This is a genomic window from Winogradskyella haliclonae, assembly GCF_014635865.1.
Taxonomy (GTDB): domain Bacteria; phylum Bacteroidota; class Bacteroidia; order Flavobacteriales; family Flavobacteriaceae; genus Winogradskyella; species Winogradskyella haliclonae.
This window is the reverse complement of sequence record NZ_BMDQ01000002.1, coordinates 102825-127900: the sequence shown is the minus strand read 5'-3', so window position 1 is coordinate 127900 and position 25076 is coordinate 102825. Positions and strand designations below refer to the sequence as shown.

The 25076-nt window shown below is 33.4% G+C and carries 24 protein-coding genes; 15 read left to right on the top strand and 9 right to left on the bottom strand.

Annotated elements, in window-relative coordinates:
* Position 1: 1 nt before the first annotated feature.
* A complete protein-coding gene (locus IEV10_RS08650; protein ID WP_188374317.1) occupies positions 2-664 on the top strand; it encodes a hypothetical protein in 663 nt (220 codons plus the stop codon).
* Here IEV10_RS08650 and IEV10_RS08645 read toward each other — a convergent pair.
* The 3 genes from IEV10_RS08645 to IEV10_RS08635 all read right to left on the bottom strand — a co-directional run bounded on the left by IEV10_RS08645 (position 661) and on the right by IEV10_RS08635 (position 2948).
* Positions 661-1167 (bottom strand): DinB family protein, encoded by a 507-nt coding sequence (locus IEV10_RS08645; protein ID WP_188374316.1) that lies wholly within the window; start codon positions 1165-1167, stop codon positions 661-663. The two genes, IEV10_RS08650 and IEV10_RS08645, sit on opposite strands and share 4 nt — an antisense overlap.
* A gap of 86 nt (positions 1168-1253) precedes the next feature.
* Entirely contained in the window at positions 1254-1733 is a 480-nt protein-coding gene (locus IEV10_RS08640; RefSeq protein ID WP_188374315.1) for an Lrp/AsnC family transcriptional regulator, read from the bottom strand.
* 72 nt (positions 1734-1805) lie between these two features.
* On the bottom strand, positions 1806-2948 hold the full coding sequence (locus IEV10_RS08635; RefSeq protein WP_188374314.1) for a M14 family metallopeptidase: 1143 nt from the start codon (positions 2946-2948) through the stop codon (positions 1806-1808).
* 302 nt (positions 2949-3250) lie between these two features.
* Here IEV10_RS08635 and IEV10_RS08630 point away from each other — a divergent pair, with 302 nt between their 5' ends.
* From IEV10_RS08630 to IEV10_RS08620, 3 genes are read left to right on the top strand one after another with little or no spacing between them, the layout of a single operon-like run.
* Positions 3251-3625: a helix-turn-helix domain-containing protein gene (locus IEV10_RS08630; protein WP_188374313.1), complete on the top strand. Its 375-nt coding sequence runs from the start codon at positions 3251-3253 to the stop codon at positions 3623-3625.
* A gap of 43 nt (positions 3626-3668) precedes the next feature.
* The gene (locus tag IEV10_RS08625; protein ID WP_188374312.1) at positions 3669-4055 is read left to right on the top strand and encodes a hypothetical protein; all 387 of its coding nucleotides are present in this window, start codon (positions 3669-3671) and stop codon (positions 4053-4055) included.
* Position 4056: 1 nt separating this feature from the next.
* On the top strand, positions 4057-4845 hold the full coding sequence (locus tag IEV10_RS08620; RefSeq protein ID WP_188374311.1) for a TerC family protein: 789 nt from the start codon (positions 4057-4059) through the stop codon (positions 4843-4845).
* A 9-nt stretch (positions 4846-4854) separates the two neighbouring features.
* Here IEV10_RS08620 and IEV10_RS08615 read toward each other — a convergent pair whose 3' ends face one another.
* The 4 genes from IEV10_RS08615 to ychF form a co-directional block, all read right to left on the bottom strand.
* Positions 4855-7551: a DNA gyrase/topoisomerase IV subunit A gene (locus IEV10_RS08615; RefSeq protein WP_188374310.1), complete on the bottom strand. Its 2697-nt coding sequence runs from the start codon at positions 7549-7551 to the stop codon at positions 4855-4857.
* A 28-nt stretch (positions 7552-7579) separates the two neighbouring features.
* Positions 7580-9433 carry a DNA topoisomerase IV subunit B gene (locus IEV10_RS08610; protein ID WP_188374309.1) on the bottom strand — a complete coding sequence of 618 codons (1854 nt, stop codon included), beginning with the start codon at positions 9431-9433 and terminating at the stop codon, positions 7580-7582.
* 216 nt (positions 9434-9649) lie between these two features.
* Positions 9650-10408: a DUF481 domain-containing protein gene (locus IEV10_RS08605; protein ID WP_188374308.1), complete on the bottom strand. Its 759-nt coding sequence runs from the start codon at positions 10406-10408 to the stop codon at positions 9650-9652.
* A 42-nt stretch (positions 10409-10450) separates the two neighbouring features.
* Positions 10451-11545 carry a redox-regulated ATPase YchF gene (ychF, locus tag IEV10_RS08600; protein WP_188374307.1) on the bottom strand — a complete coding sequence of 365 codons (1095 nt, stop codon included), beginning with the start codon at positions 11543-11545 and terminating at the stop codon, positions 10451-10453.
* Positions 11546-11733: 188 nt separating this feature from the next.
* Here ychF and IEV10_RS08595 point away from each other — a divergent pair, with 188 nt between their 5' ends.
* Positions 11734-12888 (top strand): vWA domain-containing protein, encoded by a 1155-nt coding sequence (locus IEV10_RS08595; protein ID WP_188374306.1) that lies wholly within the window; start codon positions 11734-11736, stop codon positions 12886-12888.
* A gap of 208 nt (positions 12889-13096) precedes the next feature.
* Here IEV10_RS08595 and IEV10_RS08590 read toward each other — a convergent pair whose 3' ends face one another.
* Positions 13097-13450, bottom strand: a complete 354-nt coding sequence (locus tag IEV10_RS08590) for a 4Fe-4S dicluster domain-containing protein (protein ID WP_188374305.1) — start codon at positions 13448-13450, stop codon at positions 13097-13099.
* A 76-nt stretch (positions 13451-13526) separates the two neighbouring features.
* Here IEV10_RS08590 and IEV10_RS08585 point away from each other — a divergent pair, with 76 nt between their 5' ends.
* The 9 genes from IEV10_RS08585 (at position 13527) to IEV10_RS08545 (ending at position 22105) form a co-directional block, all read left to right on the top strand.
* The gene (locus IEV10_RS08585) at positions 13527-14573 is read left to right on the top strand and encodes an acyl-CoA reductase (protein WP_188374304.1); all 1047 of its coding nucleotides are present in this window, start codon (positions 13527-13529) and stop codon (positions 14571-14573) included.
* 77 nt (positions 14574-14650) lie between these two features.
* Entirely contained in the window at positions 14651-15712 is a 1062-nt protein-coding gene (gene serC / locus IEV10_RS08580) for a 3-phosphoserine/phosphohydroxythreonine transaminase (RefSeq protein WP_188374662.1), read from the top strand.
* Between the two features lie 14 nt (positions 15713-15726).
* Positions 15727-16677: a D-2-hydroxyacid dehydrogenase gene (locus IEV10_RS08575; RefSeq protein ID WP_188374303.1), complete on the top strand. Its 951-nt coding sequence runs from the start codon at positions 15727-15729 to the stop codon at positions 16675-16677.
* A gap of 96 nt (positions 16678-16773) precedes the next feature.
* Positions 16774-17424 (top strand): DUF937 domain-containing protein, encoded by a 651-nt coding sequence (locus IEV10_RS08570; protein ID WP_188374302.1) that lies wholly within the window; start codon positions 16774-16776, stop codon positions 17422-17424.
* 196 nt (positions 17425-17620) lie between these two features.
* Complete coding sequence (locus tag IEV10_RS08565) at positions 17621-18058, top strand: DUF6146 family protein (RefSeq protein WP_188374301.1); 438 nt, start codon at positions 17621-17623, stop codon at positions 18056-18058.
* 26 nt (positions 18059-18084) lie between these two features.
* Positions 18085-18579 (top strand): DUF6787 family protein, encoded by a 495-nt coding sequence (locus tag IEV10_RS08560; RefSeq protein WP_188374300.1) that lies wholly within the window; start codon positions 18085-18087, stop codon positions 18577-18579.
* Positions 18576-18908, top strand: coding sequence for a hypothetical protein (locus tag IEV10_RS08555; protein ID WP_188374299.1), 333 nt, complete (start codon positions 18576-18578; stop codon positions 18906-18908). Before IEV10_RS08560 ends, IEV10_RS08555 begins: the two co-directional genes overlap by 4 nt.
* Positions 18909-19004: 96 nt before the next feature.
* Entirely contained in the window at positions 19005-21443 is a 2439-nt protein-coding gene (locus IEV10_RS08550; protein WP_188374298.1) for a TonB-dependent receptor, read from the top strand.
* Between the two features lie 71 nt (positions 21444-21514).
* Positions 21515-22105, top strand: coding sequence for a hypothetical protein (locus IEV10_RS08545; RefSeq protein ID WP_188374297.1), 591 nt, complete (start codon positions 21515-21517; stop codon positions 22103-22105).
* Between the two features lie 50 nt (positions 22106-22155).
* Here IEV10_RS08545 and IEV10_RS08540 read toward each other — a convergent pair whose 3' ends face one another.
* Positions 22156-22416 carry a hypothetical protein gene (locus tag IEV10_RS08540; protein WP_188374296.1) on the bottom strand — a complete coding sequence of 87 codons (261 nt, stop codon included), beginning with the start codon at positions 22414-22416 and terminating at the stop codon, positions 22156-22158.
* A gap of 201 nt (positions 22417-22617) precedes the next feature.
* Between IEV10_RS08540 and IEV10_RS08535 the strand changes: the two genes are divergently transcribed.
* The gene (locus IEV10_RS08535; RefSeq protein ID WP_229719667.1) at positions 22618-25026 is read left to right on the top strand and encodes a DUF5916 domain-containing protein; all 2409 of its coding nucleotides are present in this window, start codon (positions 22618-22620) and stop codon (positions 25024-25026) included.
* Positions 25027-25076 lie beyond the last annotated feature (50 nt).

Here is a 25076-nt window from a genome sequence, read left to right as displayed (position 1 = left end):
TATGGACTCAATAGGAGGTTTTCATCAAGAAGTCATTGAAGCTAGAGAACGTAAGGGAAAGAATCTGCCTATCAAACAAGCTGTAAACATATATCCTTTAAAACCTGGTGGCGCTAGTTTTAGAACTCATAAATTAGTCCAAGTTTCATCATCAAAAATGGCATATCAGCCTTCAATATTTGCCATCGTTTTTTGCAGTTTATTTTTGTTTATAGGTATTGGCTTGCTTAGCTATAATGCATATTTAATCACTAATAAAGATGCGATTATATCATCAAATTTTTCAGTCATTTCAATAATAGCAGGTGTAATATTTTCTATTATTGGTGGTGTTTTTCTATTTTCGATTATAACGCCAAGAGTTTTTGATAAACGCATTAATCTTTATTATAAAAGTTTTAGTTATTCATTGAGGTACATGGGCACTTCGAAAAAAGCACATAAACTATCTTCGATTATTGCTCTACAAATTATTGGAGAACATGTAAATAGTGGAGACAATCCCTATAAGAGCTTTGAATTGAATATTGTATTGAATGATGCTTCTCGTAAAAACGTTGTTGACCATGGCAATCTCAAAAGCATAGTCTCTGATGCAAAAATATTAAGTGAATTCTTAAATATTCCTATCTGGCATGCAACGTCACATGTAGAGACAGATTAAAGATATCTCTCTCTTATTACTGTATTGTGATGATTCTCATGACCAGTAATAATATATCCAATTGCTCTTGTAGATATCGGTGAACCACTTGCTGTACCAATAGCTTTTAAACTTTCATCAGTAAAAGATTCAAATAAAGATATGGTTGCATTTCTTACTACCTTATATTCTTCTAATAAACTCTCAATAGTTCTATTCGAGGCATTAGCTGCATTAACATAATCATCTTGTTCAAAACCGGCTAAAGCTGTTTTATCCTGCCTTGCCACTCGCATTGCACGATATGCAAATATACGCTCAGTGTCTATGATATGGAGTAAGATATCTTTTACTGTCCACTTTCCTTCAGCATAAGCATACTCTAACTTTTCTTCAGGTATAGAATCATAAAATGCAACAACAGATTTTAAATTTTGCTTTAAACCACCAACTAAATCAGAGCTAGTAGCACTATTAATATATGGCAGATAATACGGATTAAACTCTTCTTGTGGCAATTGCATTTTTTTAGTCTTATAAATTAGATGCCGAAGATAAAAAAAGCCCTAGCAAATTTACTAGGGCTTTAACATATCGTTTTAAATAACAATTATAATTCGTTAAATATAGTATGCATTAAACGTTTTTTGTCATTGATACTCTCCTCAAGTGAAATCATAGTTTCGGTACGATATACACCATCAATATCATCTAATAAGAATATAATTTCCTTAGCATGCATGGTGTCCTTTGCTCTTATTTTACAAAAAATATTAAACTTACCTGTAGTAATATGCGCAACAGTAACATAAGGAATCTGGTTAATACGTTCTAAAACAAACTTTGTTTGTGACGTATTTTGCAAGAATACCCCAACATAAGCGATGAAAGAATACCCTAATTTTTTATAATCTAGAGTTAAAGAAGAACCTCTTATAATTCCTGCTTCTTCCATTTTCTTAACTCTAACATGTACAGTTCCTGCAGAGATTAATAATTTTTTCGCAATATCAGTAAAAGGGATACGCGTATTATCAATAAGCATATCTAAAATTTGGTGGTCTATTTCGTCTAACTTAAACTTTGCCATTTTCAGTTTTGTTGAATTATATGCAAAAATAAGACATTTTTATTGATAAAAAGAAGCTAAAAACCAGAATATCTAAGATTTTATCAAGATTTTGCGGTTATTTAACATTACGAAATCGATTTCGTTAGTAACTTTTAATCGATTGTTATTATGATCTAATATAACAGCACCTTTTGCATCAATTTCATCATGAGCAAAATAGTTGTCTAATTTTTCTATTTTCTCGACGCAAGGAATAAAGGCTATGACATTATTAATTAAAGTTTCTTTGAACTGTATAGCAACATCAATAGTCTTATCATCACCTTGATTAAGCAATGCATTTCTAACTATCACATCAAAGAAGTTCTTTTCATTCTCAGGCACTTTAAAGTATAGCCCGTGATTACTATACTCCTGTTTAGTAGAAATAGCATTTAAACCATAAAACAAAGCTTTAAAGATATATAAACGGGTTACCTCTCGCATGTAATCATTATTATAATGTCCAGCCTCATATAAAATTGTTGGCACACCTAATGACTGAAATGTATCACCTACACAATTTATATTAAAATCATCATCATAGCGACCAATGGCATTTGGTAAATCTACTTGAAGTCCACTAACTACAGAAGCTATGATAGACATAGCCCTTGTGCGTGTTTCAGTAACCGAGCGTTCATTGTCTTCTGATGGAGATAAAAAAGATAATGTCGCAGAATTACCTGAATTACCTACACCAAAAATGGTACGCTGCCCATGAAGGTTAAAACAATAATGAGGCAAAAAATCATTAAAACATTGACGTAAAACTCTACTTTCTGGCTGAGAAAGGTTTTGAGCATCTCTATTTAAATCTATACCATTGGCATTAACACGAGTATACTTTTCTGCACCATCAGGATTTAAAATAGGAATAAATAAAAGTGTACATGACTTACAAATATTAGAAAACTCCCCTTCAGAAAATACATTTATCAAATCAAAAATAGCCTTAGTGGTTGTTGATTCGTTACCATGCATTTGAGACCAAAGCAAAACTTTGATTGGACCATTGCCAGCGCTTACAGAATATACTGGTCTATTCTCTACTGAAAATCCAACAGTAGAAACATCAAAACACTGTTCTATCCTTTTTAGAATTGGTTCTATTTTTTCACTGTTAATGTATCGTCCAAAAAGTGTTTTTTCTTTAAACGAATTATGCAATTCAGATAATCTATTTGAGGTCATTGAATAAGTTTAGAACACAAAGGTATACAAATGTAAATTTACAATTGTAAACATGAAAATTTCTAATATTTGTTACATTTCTAAACATTAGTTAGTGCGTTGGTTACAAATACTATAAGAGTGATTGAAAAATATTCAAAAAAATAAATAGAATATATTTAAAATTTTTATTTTCAGTTATTTAAAAAATATTATATGAAGTTTAAGTTTATATAATAATAATATATTTTGAAGTTAATACAGAATATGAGAGCAACTATTGTTACATTTGTAACGTATATAATCAAAGCATACGGTTTACAATGATAAACACTATTGATTTTACGGAACGCTTACAAAAAGTCATCACTTTTTACGAAGAAACTGCATCTAGTTTCGCTGAAAAAATTGGCGTACAACGTTCCAGTATTTCTCATATTCTTTCTGGTAGAAATAAACCAAGTTTAGACTTTGTAATGAAAGTCCTTCACTCCTATCCTGAAGTTGATTTATATTGGCTAATGAATGGGAAAGGAAATTTTCCGTCAATCCCAAAAACGGAAACTTTGAAATTCTCAGACTCAAATCCTGAAGCTTTAGCCCAAATTCCAAATCTTGAAAGTTCTTCAAAATCTTCTGAAATAGAAAAAATTATTATTTTCTATAAAGACGGAAGTTTTAAAAGCTATGAAAATTAAACGACTCTAAATCCTTATTTTTGTATAAACTTTGTATTGATTGATGAAAAAACTTCTTCTGCTTGCTTTTTGTGGCATTTTAATAAGTTGTTATACCGTAGACAGAAATTGTCAAGATTATCGCACAGGAGACTTTAAATTCACTTTTTTAGTTGACGGTAAAGAAAAAACAGGGACTTTCACACGTACAGAAGACTATAGTGTTGATTATTTTGAAGGGAAAATAGATTCCTCTTCTATACGATGGATAAACGATTGTGAGTTTATTTTAAAAAAAATAAATCCAAAAAACACTTCTGAAGATGATGCTATACACATGAAAATTTTGTCCACTACAGATTCTTCATATACGTTTGAATACAAGTTGGCTATTAAGAAAAAGAATAGCGCTACTCGTGCTGAAAAAGGTACAGCTATTAGAATAAAATAATATGTTAGAATTTTTACTTTCTAGTGATGCCATATTTGCATTACTTACCTTAACCTTTTTAGAAATCATTCTAGGGATTGATAATATTGTGTTTATCTCTATTGCTGCTAACAAATTACCAGAGCATCAGCGTAGTAAAGCGACTAATATTGGACTTATTCTTGCAATGGTGCAACGTATTATTCTATTGTTCTTTGTGTCATTTTTAGTTGGTCTGAAAGAGCCTTTTTACGAGTTTGAGAATTCTTGGTTAGAGTTGCACCTCAGCTGGCAAGCTATCATATTATTTGCAGGAGGATTATTCTTAATTTACAAAAGCACATCAGAGATAAGAGAAAAAGTTGAAGCACCTTCTCATGATGAAGATAGTGTAAAAGGGAAAGTCATTAGCTCACTACAACAAGCCATTACTCAAATTTTAATTATAGACTTTATTTTTTCTGTAGATTCTATTTTAACAGCCATAGGAATGACAAATGGATTACATCCTAACCCAGATTATAGTTTAGTCTTAATGATTATTGCTGTGGTTATCTCCATAATTATCATGATAGCTTTTGCAAATCCTATTAGACGATTTATAGACAATCATCCAAGTATGCAGGTGCTAGGTTTGGCATTTTTAATCCTTATTGGTTTTATGCTAATTACAGAAGCTGCACATATGTCTCATACACAATTCTTTGGCAATGAAGTTGGTGCTATACCTAAAGGCTATTTGTACTTCGCTATAGCATTCTCGCTATTTGTAGAATTTTTGAATCAGAAAACCTCAAAAAAGAAGCGATAAACTATTTTTCTAAAACAAAGAAGCTTGACCTGTCTCATCAATATCTAGATCTTCTTTAGTACTCTTAGATTCCGTTTTTGGTTTTGGATCTAAATCGACTTTTATTTCCTGTTCTGTATCACTACTAGACTCAGCAATGACTTGTTCTTCATCTACAACTTCTAATTCATCAGCATGTACTTCTTCTGGTGCTTCAAATGGTAATGGCTCTAAAAGATTGATTTGATTAATCTTATCTTTAGTCAACTGATTTCCTAAAGCATTAATTCCTTTGACAGCAATAAATTCTTCGAGATTGACTTCCATATTAGGCTTACGGTCTTTACCGCGTTCTTTAGTAAACTCCACATCTGCCATTGGCCGCCAATCTGTAGACACAATCTCTAATTGAGAATTTGCATGGTCAGAAATAAATGATTCTTCTTTTCCTTCATGCTCAATGAGGAAACGTTTAACATAATAACGTTCTTTATCACCATCATAATAAATTGCTGAAATTGGCTTTTTAGGAATCCATTTTTCAAGCACAATCATATCACTATCGAAATGTGTAGTCAACTCAGGAATTATAGTTTTTACTATTCCTTTTTGGTTAATTACTAATAAACGGTCTTCACCTCTAAACTCTCCAATAAGTTCACCTCGAGCATCAACATTAAGTCGCTGTACGGTATCGTCAAACCATATCTTACGAGGTTTTAAGGTTGAAACACCTTTCTCTTTAAGTTCTATGCGCTTTATCGCATATTTAGTAACAATATTTCCTCGAGACGTACGACCTTTTATAAGAATATCTGAAAAGTCCAAATCCCATTTTAGCTTTTTAATACTTCCTACTTGACGCAACGAAATAGAAACAACCTCTGCTTCTCCATTAGGATTTGCCGAGAAATACCAAAGTTTAGAACCCTTGTTTCCATTTGTTAAATCATACTCTTTATCACGAGTCATTGCAGTGACTGCAAAGCGTTTGACGTATGATGGTCCTTTACTACCATCGCGGTAGATTAAATTATAAATGGTACGCTTGTCTTTCTTTTTAAAGACAGCAACATGTATAATACCTTTGCCAATAAAGGTTTTAGATCCTACTTTGGTGACCATCATTTTACCATCATTGGTAAACGCAATAATATCATCAATATCACTACAATCACAGACATATTCATCACGACGCAATGAGGTACCAATAAAGCCTTCTTCACGATTTACATAAAGCTTTGTATTACGTATAACTACCTTAGTTGCATCTACATCGTCAAATATTCTAATTTCAGTTTTACGCTCTTTTCCTTCTCCATAATCTTTCTTTAAACGTGTAAAATAAGCAATCGCATAATCAATAAGGTTTTCTAAATTATGCTTTACTTCCGCAATTTGCGCTTCTAAAGCATCAATTTTTTGTTGCGCCTTATCAATATCGAATTTAGAAATACGCTTAATTCGGATTTCTGTTAAACGCGTAATATCCTCAAGAGTAATCTTGCGCTTTAGATGCTTAATATGTGGTTTAAGGCCTTTGTCAATAGCATTAATAACTCCATCCCAAGTTTCTTCTTCTTCAATATCACGATAAATACGATTTTCAATAAAAATGCGCTCTAAAGATGCAAAATGCCACTGTTCTTCTAACTCTCCAAGCTTAATTTCTAATTCAGATTTTAATAGTTGAACCGTGTTATCTGTAGATCGGCGTAGCATTTCTGAAACACCAATAAACAAAGGCTTATTGTCTTCAATAACGCAACCTAATGGTGAGATTGATGTTTCGCAATTAGTAAATGCATATAAAGCATCTATGGTTTTATCTGGAGAAATACCTGAAGGTAAATGTACTAGAATCTCAACCTCCGCTGCAGTATTATCTTCAATCTTCTTGATTTTAATCTTTCCTTTATCATTCGCTTTCAAAATTGAATCGATAAGCGATTGCGTCGTTGTACTAAAAGGAATTTCAGAAATCACTAAAGTATTCTTACTGTGCTGTGATATTTTTGCTCTAACTCTTACTTTACCTCCTCGATTTCCATCATTATAATTAGTGAAGTCAGCGATACCAGCTGTCGGGAAGTCTGGAAGAATAGTAAAACGTTTTCCTTTTAAATGCTTTATTGAAGCATCTATTAACTCTATAAAGTTATGTGGTAATATTTTTGTTGATAACCCTACGGCGATACCTTCTCCTCCTTGCGCTAATAAAAGCGGAAACATAACCGGTAAATTTATAGGCTCTTTACGACGACCATCGTATGAGGCTTGCCATTGCGTAATTTTGGGATTGTACACAACGTCTAGACCGAACTTAGAAATACGTGCTTCAATATAACGAGAAGCAGCAGCTCTATCTCCTGTTAAGATATTACCCCAATTTCCTTGAGTATCAATCAATAAATCTTTTTGACCAATTTGCACCATTGCATCAGCAATACTAGCATCTCCATGCGGGTGATACTGCATTGTGTGCCCAACAATATTAGCCACCTTATTGTAACGTCCATCATCCAAATCTTTCATAGAATGCATGATGCGGCGTTGCACAGGCTTGAAACCGTCTTCAATTGCCGGGACAGCACGTTCAAGAATAACATAAGAAGCATAATCCAAAAACCAGTCTTTGTACATGCCGGTAACTTTAGTTATGGTTTCTTGGGGCTCTAAGTTGTCTTCGTTATTTATGTTCTCTAAGTCTTCGTGTTCTTCGCTCATATTATTTCATTACTACTTAGCAGGAATTTTAGTCTTCAACAACATCTAATTCAACCTTTAAATTATTTATAATAAACTCCTGACGTGTTGGTGTATTTTTACCCATATAAAAAGACAGTAACTCTTCAATTGACATGTCTTTATCTAGCATTACTGGGTCCAATCTTATATCCGCACCAATAAAATGTTTAAACTCATCGGGCGAAATCTCACCTAAACCTTTAAATCGCGTAATCTCTGGTTTTGGCTTAAGCTTTTCTATAGCATTTATGCGTTCTTCTTCAGAATAACAATAAATAGTTTCTTTCTTATTACGAACTCTAAACAATGGTGTCTGTAAAATATATAAATGTCCTTCTTTTATGACTTCTGGAAAAAATTGCAAAAAGAAGGTTATTAGTAATAATCGAATATGCATCCCATCAACATCGGCATCAGTTGCGATAACTATATTATTATATCGTAAGTCTTCAAGTGATTCTTCTATATTTAATGCCGCTTGCAAAAGATTAAACTCTTCATTTTCATATACAATTTTCTTACTTAAACCATAAGAATTTAAAGGTTTTCCTTTTAGGCTAAAAACTGCTTGAGTATTGACATCACGAGACTTTGTTATACTTCCTGATGCAGAATCTCCTTCGGTAATAAATAGTGTAGATTCTAAACTACGTTCATTTTTAGTATCACCAAAATGCACACGACAATCGCGTAATTTTTTATTATGAAGACTTGCTTTTTTAGCCCTGTCTTTAGCTAACTTACGTATACCTGACAATTCTTTTCGCTCTCGCTCTGCTTGCAAAATTTTGCGTTGAATCTTTTCTGCTGTATCAGGATTCTTATGCAAATAATTATCAAAATAGGTTTTTACAAAATCATTGATGTAAGTTCTTACTGTTGGTAAATCGCCTCCCATGTCCGTAGATCCTAACTTTGTCTTGGTTTGACTTTCAAAAACAGGCTCCATTACTTTGATAGCTATTGCAGCTACTACAGATTTTCTTATATCTGATGCATCATAATTTTTCCCATAAAATTCCCTTACTGTTTTTACTAAAGACTCCCTAAATGCTGCCAAATGCGTTCCACCTTGAGTGGTGTTTTGTCCATTAACAAAGGAATGGTACTCTTCACTATACTGAGTCTTACTATGAGTAATAGCTATCTCAATATCATCACCTCGCAAATGAACAATCGGATATAGCAAATCAGATTCGCTTATATTTTCGGCTAATAAGTCCTTAAGACCATTTTCAGAAATATATTTTTCGCCATTAAAAACTATAGTTAACCCTGGATTAAGGTAGACATAGTTTTTAAGCATTTTCACCACATATTCACTACGGAATTTAAATTTTTTGAAAATAGAATCATCAGGAATAAACGACACCTTTGTTCCTTTTCGTCTTGAAGTATCTTCTAATAATTCTTGATTGGTTAGGTTTCCTTGCTCAAACTCTGCAGAAGCCGATTTTCCATCTCTTGTGGACTCTACTCTAAAATAGTTAGATAATGCATTTACAGCCTTAGTACCTACACCATTAAGTCCTACAGATTTTTTGAAAGCTTTAGAATCATACTTACCACCTGTATTCATCTTAGATACAACATCTACAACTTTCCCTAGTGGAATACCACGTCCATAATCTCTAACAATTACTTTTTCACCTTGAATGGAAATTTCAATAGTTTTTCCTGCACCCATTACAAATTCGTCAATAGAATTATCAAGGACTTCTTTTAGTAGAATATATATGCCATCATCTGGTGACGAACCATCACCCAGCTTGCCAATATACATACCAGGACGCATGCGGATATGTTCTTTCCAATCGAGCGAGCGTATATTGTCTTCAGTATATTTAGTCTGTTGGGCCATAAAATCAGTACATGTAGATGAGACGCTAAATATAATATTATACCTTAGAAAATGAAATATGGTTTTTGGAAAGTAATTAACAATAAAAAGCCAATGTTGTTGAGAACATTGGCTTTTATAGATTGGTTGCTAAATTGATTGATGAAATTCAAATGTACAAACTGAAATCTGCTAATTCTGTTAACAAGCGTTAAGGTGTGTTAACTGAAGCTTACATCAAAAATTCTTCAGCGTAAAACCAAAAGTTAAAAATTGGTCTTCTTCTTCTTGGTCTTGAATGACAATACTTTCGAAAGTACGTAAGTAGTTTATTTTAAAGTTTAAGAATTTCCAGATTGGAAACTCCGCAGATAAGTCTGCCTGCCATCTATAATTATCGCTTTGTTCTAAGGAAGGCTGAAAATAACTTTCATGTTTTAAAATTACTTTTTTCTTAAAGAGCTCGTATTTTCCACTTATCCAAATAGTACTTCTAAACGTGTTTATAGAGTTCTTATCATTAAATTGTGTCTTATTAAAAACATCTCGCTTAAAGTCTGTATCTTCATATTCAACAGTTAATGATGCTTTAAGCCAGTTTTTTTTGCCTTGAAGTATTTGATATGTTCCTCCAGCCCCGACGAGATAGCGTTGACTGATTTCTCTTCTAAAATTGGTACTTATAAAGCCTAGCACTTGCGGATAAAATCGCTTTTCAGGATTAAAATACAAAAAGTTAAGGCTTAAAAAATCTGAATCTGCTTTGTCTTTATCAAAAGCTTGGTATACGTAAGAGTTGGTATTTTTATAAACCCATTTCTTCCATGGCTTAATACTCAAGTCAGTTCGCCCTCTTAGTATTAAGGTCTCTACATTACCAGATTGCCAAATGCCCGTAAATGATAAACTAGCCTTTAGGTTTAGCGAATCGCTCTCATTGATTTGTGCTGAAAGGCATATTGGAAAAACTAAAAAATAAAGAATGAATTTTTTCATATTAAATCCATTTTAAATGCTTGATAAAGCTAAGGCAAAAATTTACACATTGAATAAGAAATGCATTACATCACCATCCTTAACGATGTAATTCTTCCCTTCTACACGCATTTTTCCTGCTTCTTTAACTTTGGCTTCACTACCAAAAGATACATAATCATCATAAGAGATAACTTCCGCTCGGATAAATCCTTTTTCAAAATCAGTATGGATAACGCCAGCTGCTTGTGGTCCAGTAGCACCAATATTTACAGTCCAAGCACGAACCTCCTTAACTCCAGCAGTAAAATAGGTTTGCTGATTTAAAAGCTTATAAGCCGAACGAATTAACTTCGCAGAGCCTGGTTCATCTAATCCGATATCTTGAAGAAATAGTTGACGCTCTTCGTAATCATCAAGCTCATTAATATCTGCTTCAGTTCCAACAGCCAATACTAATACTTCAGCGTTTTCGTTCTTTACGGCATCTTTAACTTTATCAACATAAGCATTCCCTGATGTTGCTGCACCTTCATCTACATTACATACATACATTACAGGTTTATCCGTAATAAATTGAGATGGCTTTACATAATCTGCATAATCTTCATCAGAGAATTCTAAGGCACGTACTGATGTTCCAGCTTCAAGACCTTCTTTTATTTTGAGTAAGACGGCTTCTTCAGCTTGTGCTTCTTTATTACCTGTTTTAGCTGCACGCTTTACTTTGTCTAATTTCTTTTCTACGGTTTCTAAGTCTTTTAACTGTAGTTCCATGTCAATTGTTTCTTTATCACGTATTGGGTCAACAGAACCATCGACATGGACAATATTGTCATTATCAAAACAACGCAATACATGTAAAATAGCATCAGTTTCTCTAATGTTTGCTAAAAACTGATTTCCTAAACCTTCACCTTTACTTGCGCCTTTTACCAACCCAGCAATATCTACAATCTCCACCGTAGCAGGAATCACTTTCTCTGGATTTACTAATTCTTCTAACTTAGACAATCTTGGATCTGGTACATTTACCACACCAATATTTGGCTCTATAGTACAAAACGGAAAGTTTGCACTCTGCGCTTTGGCATTAGATAAACAGTTAAATAATGTTGATTTTCCTACGTTCGGTAGTCCTACTATTCCAGCTTTCATTTTAGGTTTTTTTAGCGAATGCAAATGTAACTAATTAGAACAAAATGTTCTTAAATTTTTAAATCAAAAAAGGCATAACTCAATCAAAAGATGAGTTAACTCATCTAAAAGACCTTTTAACTCATTACTAATTTTTAGTATGCTTCACTCCTAGTAGTTTAGCTCAAAATTCATCAAATCAAAATATTATGAAAATCAAAATTCTTGTTTTAAGCGTAATACTACTAAGCTGCAAAAATGATGCGAAAGCATCTAACAGCAGAGATGTATCCGTTTTAATCGAAACACCTAGTATACATCCTACAAAAAATGCCGAAATTGTTTTCTGCCTTGATGCTACTGGAAGTATGGGTGGACTTATTGGCACAGCCAAAGAAAAAATCTGGGATATTGTTAGCGAACTTGCTCAAGATGGCGATATTGACACACTTAAAATGGGAATGGTCTTTTACCGTGACCGAGGTGATAGTTTTGTCACTAAGCAAATTGCCATGACAACGGATTTGGACGAGGCTTATACTGAGCTACTAAAAATCACAGCTTCTGGTGGTGGCGACTCTCCAGAAAGTGTTAATCAAGGCTTATACGAAGCGATTACACAGATGCAATGGTCTACTGATAAAAAAACGTATAGAACCGTCTTTGTGGTTGGTGATTGCCCGCCGCATATGGATTATCAAGATGATGTTAAGTATTCCGAAAGTTGTAAGCTTGCAGCAAAAAAAGGCATTACAATCAATACCATAAAATTAGGAAATGATTGTTTGGAAGCCATACCACATTTTAGAAACATGGCGTCTTGTACTAATGGCGAATTTTTAAGATTAGACCAAAATGCACAAGATTACGTGATTGCAACACCTTACGATTTTGAAATTAATAACCTATCAAGAAACATTGACAACACACGTATGTACTATGGTTCATTAGAAGAGCGCGAATACAATTACGATAAAAAAGCAAAGTCTATGGCGGTATACGATACAGGTTCTAGTACTGCCAACAGCTCTCGAGTAGCCTATAAACAAAGTAAAGCTGGACAAAAAGTAGCGTATGGTTCTCAAGAGATTATTAATGATTATGACAATGGTAAACTGGAGCTTGATAAGCTTAATGACGATAAACTTCCAGAAGAATTAAAAGGAAAATCTTTAGCCGAAAAAGAACGTCTTATAAAAGAAATGTCCAGTAAGCGAAAAGCAGATAACAATAAGCTCAAAGAACTATTAAAAAAGAAACGCGAGTTTATAGCACAAAAAGCCTCAGAGAGTAATGGCAAACTGTCCTTCAGTAAAGAGGTACTTAAAGTCATGAAAAAGCAAGCAGCTAAGAAAACACTTTAGAAATTCATGAAGAAAGTTATCTGAATAAAAACTGCAAGAATAACTGTAAAAACAATTACAACTAGTAATAACAGAAAACAACCAATATGTTTCCGAATACCTGTTTAACCCTCATCTTGGTTGTTTTCCATAAATTCTAATGATAAAAAAATCCCAAGCCAAAGCTCAGGATTTCATAATATTTCTTTTATCAAATGTCGATTATCGACTAACCATCAGGATGCATAAACTTCTGTTTTGCTAGTAGTTGTTCTTCAGTTTCTACAATGTTCTCATCTGGCACACAGCAATCAACCGGGCAAACTTCTGCACATTGGGGTTCTTCATGGAAGCCCATACATTCAGTACATTTATCTGGAGCAATATAGTAAACCTCGTCACTTATAGGTTCTTGCGTTTCGTCTGCATCTACTTCCCTACCATCTGGTAATACAATCTTACCTGTAAGACTTGTACCATCTTTATAGCGCCAATCGTCCGCACCTTCATAAATCGCTGTATTTGGGCATTCTGGTTCGCAGGCACCACAATTAATACATTCGTCTGTGATTATAATTGCCATAGTGTTTTAATTTTTCTTTTTCCGTAATTTTGCAGTTGCAAAAATAAAGCCAAAACACATTATTACCAAACCTTATATGGAATTACAACAAAGAGTTAACGCTTTTGTCAAACTGGGCCATTTTTTAAGTCAATTTACTGAGAACCCAAATGATGCAGATATCGATAAAGCATTGCTTGATGGTTTTGCACATCAGCTAAAGTTAGCTCAAGAGAATAATGGTTGGTTTACTAAAAATAATCTGGATTTTGCACTACAATCTTGGACAGATTGCTTGACCCATAACAATCTTAATAAATGGACAAACAATTATAATTTTAATGCTACAGAAACCAAAACCATCGCTATAATCATGGCTGGAAATATCCCACTAGTTGGTTTTCATGACTTTTTAAGTGTTTTAATTAGTGGGCATAAGGTCATTGTAAAGCAATCCTCAAACGACAAGCATTTATTGCCTTATCTCGCAAAGTATCTCGAATATGTAGAATCCGGCTTTAATGGAAAGATAACATTCACAGAAGATAAACTTGAAAATTATAATGCTGTTATTGCTACTGGAAGTAATAATACGGCACGTTATTTTGAATATTACTTTAAGGACAAACCATCTATTGTAAGGAAGAATAGAAACTCCATTGCTATACTAACAGGTAACGAAACTGATGAACAGCTTAGTGATTTATCTGATGATATTTTCACATATTATGGATTAGGCTGCCGCAATGTTTCAAAATTATATGTGCCTGAAGATTATAATTTTGATGCCTTTTTTAATGCTGTTTTTAAATGGAAAGACATCATTAGCGAAAGCAAATACGCTAATAATTACGATTATAACAAGGCCGTATATATTATGAGTGAGTTTGATATGTTAGAAAATGGCTTTTTGATGCTAAAAGAAGACAAAAGCTTTGGTTCACCGATAGCCACGGTTTTTTATGAAACGTACAAAGACGTATCAGCTTTAAAAGCACAATTGAAGTCAGAAAAAGAAAACATTCAATGTATTGTTGCAAATGGATTTAATGCAGAAGAAATACCGTTTGGACAAACTCAAGAACCAAAATTATGGGATTATGCAGATAATATAGATACTGTTGATTTCTTGTTGAAATTATAGCCTAAAAATTATCATTTTCTTAATGGAAAATAATCATATAATCGCCACCTTTGTAACGGTCAAAAATTAAAACCATGATTAAAAAACACAACTTTAGCGCAGGTCCTTGCGTACTTCCAAAATCAGTAATAAAAAAGGCTTCAGAAGCACTTTTAGACTTTGATAATGGCTTATCGTTAATAGAAATTTCGCATCGTAGTAAACCTTTTGTTGATGTTATGGAGCAAGCACGTTCTCTAGCATTAGAGCTTTTGGGCTTAGAAGGTAAAGGTTATAAGGCTTTATTTCTACAAGGTGGTGCAAGTTCGCAATTCTTAATGGTAGCACTTAATCTTTTAGAGAAAAGAGCTGGTTACCTAAATACAGGAACTTGGTCTGATAAGGCGATTAAGGAAGCAAAAATATACGACGATATCTACGAAGTTGGTTCTTCAAAAACTGCAGGTTTTAATTACATTCCTAAAGGTTATGACATTCCTGAAGACTACGATTATTTCCACTGCACATCTAACAACACTATTTTTGGTACGCAGATGAAGAAATTCCCTGACTCACCTATCCCTATGGTTTGTGATATGAGTAGTGATATTTTTTCAAGGACTCTAGATTTTTCAAAATTTGATTTAATCTACGCTGGTGCACAAAAAAACATGGGACCAGCTGGTACTACTCTAGTGATAGTTAAAGAAGATATTTTAGGTAAAGTTTCGCGCAAAATTCCATCAATGATGGATTACAAAGTGCACATAAGTAAAGGTAGTATGTTTAATACACCGCCTGTATTTGCCGTATATACGTCTATGTTAACTATGCAATGGTTAAAAGATTTAGGAGGTATTAAAGCAATTGAAGAAGAAAATGAAAAAAAAGCACGCTTAATGTATTCTGAAATAGATTTGAATCCATTGTTTAAAGGCTATTCTGTTAAAGAAGACCGTTCGCTCATGAATGCAACCTTTACATTAGAAAATGAAAACCTCAAAGAAACCTTTGATGCCATGGTAAAAGAAGCAGGTATTAATGGTCTAAATGGACATAGAAGTGTTGGTGGTTATAGAGCCTCAATGTATAATGCATTGACTTTAGATAGCGTAAAAGTGTTGGTTGAAGTAATGAGTGAATTAGAAAGTAAAGCTTAAAAAATAAATTAAAAATGAAGGTATTAGCAAACGATGGTGTTTCGCAAAGCGGAATAGACGCTTTAGAAGCTGCTGGTTTTGAAGTCTTAACTACAACTGTTGCGCAAGAACAGTTAGAGAATTACATCAATGAAAAAGAAATCGCTGTTCTATTGGTTAGAAGTGCGACCACAGTTCGTAAAAATATTATAGACAACTGCCCTAGCCTAAAAATTATTGGTCGTGGCGGCGTTGGTATGGACAATATCGATGTCGATTATGCTCGTAGTAAAGGATTACATGTTATAAACACACCTGCCGCATCGTCTCATTCTGTTGCAGAATTAGTATTTGGGCATTTTTATGGTTTAGCACGTTTTTTACATAACTCTAATCGCGATATGCCTCTAGAAGGTGATTCAAAATTTAAGGCTTTAAAAAAGTCTTATGCAAAAGGAATTGAGCTTAAAGGAAAGACTCTGGGCGTTTTAGGCTTTGGTCGTATAGGACAAGCAACAGCAAAAGTTGCTATTGGTGCAGGAATGAACGTTGTCGCTTTTGATCCTTACATGGATGCTGCAGACTTAGAATTAGAATTTTTTGATGGACAGAAAGTAAACTTCAATATAAAAACAGTTACTAAGGAAGCCGTTTTAAAACAAGCCGATTTCTTAACACTTCACGTTCCAGCTCAAAAAGAATATGTAATTGATGAAGCAGAATTTAAGCAAATGAAAGATGGGGTTATTATAGCTAATGCTGCTCGTGGTGGTGTTATTAATGAAGTTGCTCTTGTAAGAGCTATAGAAAGCGGAAAAGTTGCTAGAGCTGCCTTAGATGTTTTTGAAAAAGAACCACAGCCTGAAATTCAGTTATTAATGAATCCTGCATTATCATTAACACCACATACAGGTGCTGCAACCAATGAAGCTCAAGATAGAATTGGTACAGAATTGGCTTCGCAAATTGTCAGTATACTTAAATAACAAATAGGATAATTTATTTCGTATTAAAGTCTCAATTTTCATTGAGACTTTTTTCGTACATTGTTACTCTAATTATTAATTAATACTATAAAAAACATGTCAGGAATTTTAGACTTACTCAATAGCGATTTAGGAAAAACAATTATCAGTGGTGTTTCTGGTTCTACAAACACAGATCAAGGAAAAACAAGTAGCGTATTAACAATGGCATTGCCTGTTTTAATGAAAGCGATGGAGCGCAATGCTTCAACTCCAGAAGGGGCGCAAGGACTAATGGGTGCTCTAAATGGTAAACATGACGGTAGCATTTTAGATAACTTAAGCGGCCTATTTGGAGGTGGTGTAAACGAAGAAGTGAAAACTGACGGCTCAAAAATTTTGGGACACATTCTTGGTCAAAAACAAGAAGGTGTGCAGCAGGTCATAGGACAAAAGGCAGGTCTTGATGCTGGATCTGTTGGAAATATTTTAAAAGTTGCTGCTCCAATTCTTATGGGTGTTTTGGGTAAGCAGTCACGTCAAAACAATGTTAGCTCTCAAAGTGATTTAGGTAGCTTACTTGGTGGTCTACTAGGAGGTGCAAGTAATTCTGGACCTAGAACAAAAGAACAAGGTTTTTTAGAACAAGTCTTAGATGCTGATGGAGACGGAAGTATCGTAGATGATGTAGCAGGAATGGTACTTGGTGGTGGAAGTAAGAAAAAAGGTGGTCTTGGCGGATTGCTAGGTGGATTGTTCGGCAGATAATAACCTTAAAATTTTGGATATATTAAGAGCAGCTTTTTAGCTGCTTTTTTGTTACTCATCAATATCAAGAGTTTACTCGACAAAATGATTAAGTTACGTATTTTGGTTTTTAAGATTATATATCTATATGGTTATTTGAAGTGTTAAATACAAATCAAAATTCTCAAACAAATTCAATATTTAATATCTTTATGTTATGAAAAAGTTGATTTCATTTCTACTCTTTTTAGTAATAGCCACTAGCTGTAAATCTGTTGATAGCCCAAAACCTGTTAGTGAAGAACGTGAAGAAAGTCTTGTTGCTAATGATACTGTAGTTATAGACAGTGAAGAAAATTCCTATGAAATTATTATTATAGAGCCTGGTTTTAATGCCTGGTTGGCTAGCACAGCTAGACCAAGACACTATTACTCACAAAGTTTTTTAGAAACAAGAAATCATATATATGTTACTAATTGGAACTTAAGAGTAAATCAACCTTTTCAGTTTGACCCAAATTTATATGAACTAAGGATAGATTATAACAATTCAGAAGATTATGGCTATGAGATTAATTATAAACTGTATAATTACTTCATATACTTCCAATTAAGATATAAGCAAAAATTAGGGCCTTTTGTCGTTAGAATTTAATGTAAATTTGCAACGTTTTTAATACTATGGAAAAATTTAAAAAACGTTGGGAGATTACTCAAGATTGGCAATTGTTGTTTCCTCTTATAGGAATTATTGCTTTAGCCTACACATCATATAAAATATCAAATGCTGTAATTAGTAAATTTGGAGTTATCGCCAAAGTTTTGCTTGCTGTAGCTTTGTTTTTTATACTACTGAGGTTTACATTATTTTTATTTAAAAAGTTAGAAAACAAGTGGATTCTTGATCAGAAATGGGAAATGATACGTGTTTTCATAGTCTTTGCCATTACTGGTAGCTCTTCAATGTTTGTAGGAAGACCAGTGATAAAGCTTTTAGGAATTACAAAAGAAAACCTAAATGTCTTTATCTATTGGATATTATTTATTATCATTGGGCTCGTTTTTTATCAAATATTATTGGTGTTTTTCGGTTTTCTTTTTGGACAGTTCAGATTTTTCTGGGAGTTTGAAAAGAAAATGTTGAAACGCTTTGGATTAGGAAAATTTGTAAATTGAAGTTGAGCATTCAAAATAGTATCTATAGAATACTAGCTATTACATTAGTATTAGCCATACTCGCGCCTACTTTAATAAAACTATCTCATAGTAACGAAAATCATAAACATGAAATCTGTGATGGTAAATCAACATCGCACTTTCATGAATTAGATATCGATTGCAACTTATGCAAATTCAAACTTACATCGCAATATAATTATGAGTTTGAATACAATGAAATACTTGTTCAGCAATATTTCACTAAAAGAATAAACTCGCAATACAATTTTATTAGCGATTACCAAAAACTTCAATTCTCTCTTAGAGGACCTCCTAGTTTAATCTAGTTTTACACAAATTAGCTAGCTTAAATATACAAGTCTTTCGCACTATACAATAGACAGCGTTTACTTTTTATAATCATTCATTTTACCATATCTTATATGAAGCAAATCATTTTGCTTATTTCTTTGTTCACAACGTTTTTTACAGTTGCTCAAGACTGTAACCATGTTTTTCTTGGAGAAGTTAGTGACTACCATGACAAAACACCTATCATAGGTGCAACTGTGTATATAAAAAACTTAGATAAATACACAACGTCTGATGCTGATGGAAAATTCAAGATAAAAAACCTTTGTAAAGGACAATTAACTCTCGTTATATCTCACATTAGTTGCGAAACTAAAACTGTATCCTATGATATAACCGGCGATACATTTAAACCTATTGCCCTAGAACATCATATAGAAGAACTTGGAGAAGTATCGGTAAAAGCAGACGCTACTAAACGAGAAACTAGTACAGCTCAAGAAGCTACAATAGATTCTAAAACATTGAGACGATACAATAATTTAAGTATTGGCGACGCTTTGGAGGAAATCTCTGGAGTGTCATCTATAAAGACAGGAAATTCTATTGTAAAGCCTGTGATAAACGGATTACATAGCAGTAGAATTCTTATTATGAATAATGGTGTACGTCTTCAAGACCAAGAATGGGGAGTAGAACATGCACCAAATATTGATATAAATGCTGCAAATCAACTCACAGTAATTAAAGGCTCTGGAGCTTTGAGGTACGGAGGAGATGCTATTGGTGGTGTAGTAGTTGTAAAACCAAGCCGGATTATAGTTAAGGACACGCTTTATGGACGTACAATATTTGGCGGTCAAACAAATGGACGTGGATACAATATTGCGTCGAATCTAAATAAAAACTATAGTTCTGGTTGGTTTGGCCATGTGCAAGGATCTTACCGAAGAAGTGGTGATTTCCAGGCTCCTGATTACATTTTATCTAATACCGGATTGGAATCTTTAGGGATTTCAACTCGATTTGGAAAGAAGACGTTTGAATCTGGCTTTGAAATGTATTACAGTTTTCTCAACAACGAAATAGGAATCCTTAGGGCAGCACATATTGGAAATCTATTAGATTTTGAACGTGCTATAAATGCTGGAAGACCACTTAGAATAGAGGATTTTACATATGACATTAATGTACCAAAACAGGGTGTAACACATCATTTAGCAAAGGTTAATTATTATAAACGCTTTCAGAATTTTGGAAAAGTTAGTTTGCAGTACGATTATCAAAATAATAGGCGCCAAGAATTTGATGTCAGAGTTGGTGAGCGCAGAAATATCCCAGCAGTAGATTTAATTTTACAAACGCATAGTATATTGGCTGATGTAAATTTAGATTCCAACTTAGACCGAAAATACAACTTGGGGTTATTAGGTCGCTATCAGAATAATTTTGCAGACCCTGATACTGGTGTAAGACGTATTATTCCAGATTATGACAAATATGACTTTGGTGTTTATGCCACCACAGAATGGTTAATAGATGATGATTTGATTGTTGATGCGGGTATACGTTATGATTTTAATCGAATAGATGCTAAGAAGTTTTACCGTACTTCAAGATGGTTAGATAGTGGTTACGATATAGATTTTAACGATATAATTGTTGGGTCTGTTCTAAGTGGTGAGGTCCAAGAAGGAACAATAGATTTTAGCTTGCCTGAATTATTAGCAAATCCTATATTCAATTATCACAATTTTTCAGCATCTATTGGAGGCAAGTATAGCATTGATGATAATAATAAAGTCATGTTGAATTTTAGTCATGCAAGTCGCCCACCAAATGCATCAGAATTATTTAGTGATGGATTGCATCATGCATTAGCGAGATTTGAAATTGGCGACATTAGATTCAATAAAGAAATAGCGAATAGAATATCTGCAAGCTATAATTACACCAACTCCAAATTTAACTTCTTAGCTGAAGTATTTTACAACAGAGTTAATGACTATATATTCTTAAGACCAGATAATAGTGATTTAAGCACACGAGGCTATTTTGCAGTTTGGATATACGAGCAAACCAATGCTGAACTTTTTGGTATTGACATCAATGCAACATACGATGTGACACCAAATTTTCAGTACCAACACAAGTCTGCATTTATTAAAGGTAATGACTTAAAAACGGATTTACCGTTGATAGATATTCCGCCGTTCAATACTACAAATCAAATACGATACTATAATGAAAAGTGGAATAATTTTTCTGCAAGTTTAAAATCGGAATGGGTTTTTGAACAGAATGAATTCCCAGACTTTAATTACCAAGTAACAAATCAGCTAACCGGAGAAGAATTTACAATAGATATAAGTTCGCCTCCTCCAGCCTATCATTTACTGCATTTTTATAGTGATGCTACATTTAATTTTAAAGGTAAAACGTCCTTAAATGTAGCTTTTGGCGTAAATAATATATTCAATGCCTCATATAGAAACTATTTGAATGGCTTGCGTTTTTTTGCAGACGACATTGGAAGAAATTTTACTTTACAATTACAACTTAATTATTAAAATAAATCAAATAAATTCGAACAAATCAAAAAATTAAAACAATGAAAACCAATTTTTTAAATTTAAATTCTATGAAAACAAGTAAATTATTTATCGTGGCAATTTTTTGCCTTACGCTTATCATATCATGTTCTGATGATGATGACAATCCAGCACCAGTTAATCCTACAGAACTCTTTACTAATGTAACACTGACTTTTACACCATCAAATGGTGCAAATGCCACTGTGGTTATGGAAGATATTCAGCCAAACGGCCAAGGTGGTGGTGGTGCTACCTCTAACACTGTTACTGGCGCTTTTGTGTCTGGTGAAACTTACACTTTAACATTAGCTGCTACAGATGCATCTGACCCTAACGATGTTGATGACTTATTAAACGATGACGTTATCCCAGAGGCAGACGAGCACTTCTTTGTTTATGGATTAAACACTCTTAATTTTACTATGACCAGAGATGCTAATGACGTAGTTGGTTTAGACGGAAACAAGATTGGTGTTAACACTACTTGGGTTGCAGGTGCTGCAAGTACAGGTAACTTAAGCATTACTTTAGTTCACGAAGCAACCGCTGTTGATGAAGCTGCAAACAACAATCTTGGTTCAGCTACAGGTGGTGAAGAAGATTTTAATATCACTTTTACAAATGTTTCTATTAACTAAATAGAAACACAATTATAAATATTAAGGCTACTTTTACCAAGTAGCCTTTTTTATTTCTTTTTTAAGACATATGCATAAATCCACATAATAGTAAAAGTGGGTATTACATCACTAAAAGGAAATGTCTCCTCTAAAAAAGCGATTACACCAGCGATTTTTCCTGTTTTGCCTTTATACAATTTTGTCATAATAAAACCAGAAAGTGGTGCCCAGATAATATCTGAAAACTCGCCAATACCAGGAATTATAAAAGATATATAACCCATTGCATCTAACAAAAGGCTTAAAAGTAATTTTGGATATTTCCTCATTTAAAATATTTAGTATTAATCAATAAAAATATGCAATAAGTATTCCAAATTTTTGCTGATATCTTTTCAAAACTCACAGCGTCATTTTTAACTTTTAATTAAGAGCGAAAGCAAAAGTGAGAATGTAATTTTGTGCGACTTAAAATTTAAATAATAGCATCAATCTTGCGTCTAGTTTTAACCATTGTATTTACTGTATTTTTGAGCGTATTTTCTATTTCCCAAGAAAAGAAAACACTTAAGATTGAGCGAACAGCTATAGCCCCAAAAATTGATGGTATACTCAATGATGAAGCATGGAAAAATGCAGAAATAGCCACTGACTTTATTTCTTTTCAACCTGAGATTGGATTAAAAGCAAAAAATAATGAGCGTACAGAAGTTAGAATGACTTATGACAATCAAGCCATATACATCTCTGCGTATCTTTATGATGACCCAGAGCTTATAATGCGTCAATTTACCAACAGAGATGATTTTGGTCAATCAGATTTTTTTCTAGTAGTAATAAACCCTAATAATGATGCTCAAAATGATACCACATTTTTTGTATTTAGTTCGGGTACTCAAGCAGATGCTATAGTTAACCCTACCATTGGAGAAGATTTTGGGTGGAATGCTGTATGGGATAGTGCTGTAAAAATCAATGACGACGGTTGGTCTGTAGAAATGAAAATACCTTATCGTGCATTGCGTTTTGCAGACGAAGAAGAACCAACATGGGGTATTCAATTTCATAGAGAATTTAGACGTACACGAGCAAGATATACTTGGAATGCACTAGACCCGACTCAAGGTAATCCTGGACTTTACCATGGTGAGTTAAAAGGTTTAAAAAACATTAAACCTCCAGTAAGACTTAACTTATACCCATTCACTACCGGTATAGCCAGTTCTTTTGATGGTGAGAAAGAGACAGATTTAAACTTTGGAATGGATTTAAAATATGGTATTACTGACAATTTTACACTAGATGCTACTTTAGTACCAGATTTTAGTCAAGTTGGTTTTGATAACTTAGAACTCAACCTTGGCCCTTTTGAACAAACTTTTGCAGAACAGCGTCAGTTTTTTACTGAAGGTGTAGATTTATTTTCAAAAGGTGGCTTATTCTTTTCTAGACGAATAGGCAATGCTCCTGTTGGGCAAGTAGATTTAGCTGAAAATGAATCGCTTAATAGACCTAACACAACCAAAGTTCTTAATGCAATAAAAGTCTCTGGACGAACAAAGAGTGGATTAGGTATTGGAATACTAAATGCTATTACAGAAAAAACATCTGCTACTGTAACTAATGATGATGATAACGATGCCATTTTAAGAGAAGAGGTTGTAGAACCTCTTACTAATTACAATGTACTAGCTATAGACCAACAGTATAATGGTAATTCTTCAATAAGTATAATAAATACAAATGTTTTAAGAGAAGGTGGTTTTAGAGATGCAAATGCGACTGCTTTGGTAAGTAATTTTCAGAATAAGAGAAATACATTTCGCATTGATACAGAAGCGCGTTTAAGCCATGTCAACTTTCAAAATGATCCAGCAGAAACAGGATTTAGCAGTTTCTTTTTTATAGGAAAAACTCACGGTAATTTTCGCTATAGTTTTGATCACAGTTTTGCTGATACAAAATATAATATTAATGATTTAGGTCTTAATCTAAGAAACAATCTTAATAACTTTGGTGCTGATTGGTCCTACGAAATTTTTGAACCTACAGAAAAGTTAAATCGCTATAGAATCAACGGATTTATTAATTACGAGCGCTTAGCTAATCCTAATACTTTTACAGGTTTAAGTACTGGTATAAATTATTTTGCTATTGCTAAAAGAACACTAGATGCCTATGGCTTTAATTTTAGAGCACGACCAGGAAAACAATACAATTATTTTGAATCTCGAGATGGACGCCCGTTTATTTTTGAAAATTTTGCGCGTATTGGAGGTTTTATATCTACAAATTATAACAAACCTTTCGCATATGATATTCGTGCTTCTGCAGCAGCTATCTTTGAAAATGGCAGAGATTTTACATCGATAAATCTAGAGCTTGAACCTCGTTATCGTTTTAATGACCATTTCCTTTTGGTTTATAGTATAGATTATAGTAAACGTAAAGGAGAGCGTGGTTTTGCAACAAGAGAGAATGATGAAACTATATTTGGAGAACGAGATAGAAGGCGATTAACTAATACCATTACTGCGAATTACACTTTTAATCCTTTACATACATTAACACTTAATTTTAGACACAATTGGGATACAGTAGATTATGATTATGACCTTTTTACCTTACTTGATACGGGTAGGTTAACTACAGAATCTGGTTTTAACTTAGACAATGTTAGTGATGACCCAAATGTAAACTTCAGTACTTGGAATGTAGATTTAAGCTATTCTTGGCAATTTGCACCTGGAAGTTTCTTAACTGCGCTTTATCGTAACCAATTATTTAATGTAAATGATAATGCTTTTGACACTTTTTCTTCAAGTTTGGACAATCTATTTCAGCAACCTGCATTACACCAACTCTCACTAAGACTACAATACTTTATTGACTTTAATGGTATAAAATCTATTTTCAATAAAAGCAATACTGGCAGCTAATGAGGTCGTTATATATTATGTAGCATTTTCTAATCATTAATGATTGTTAT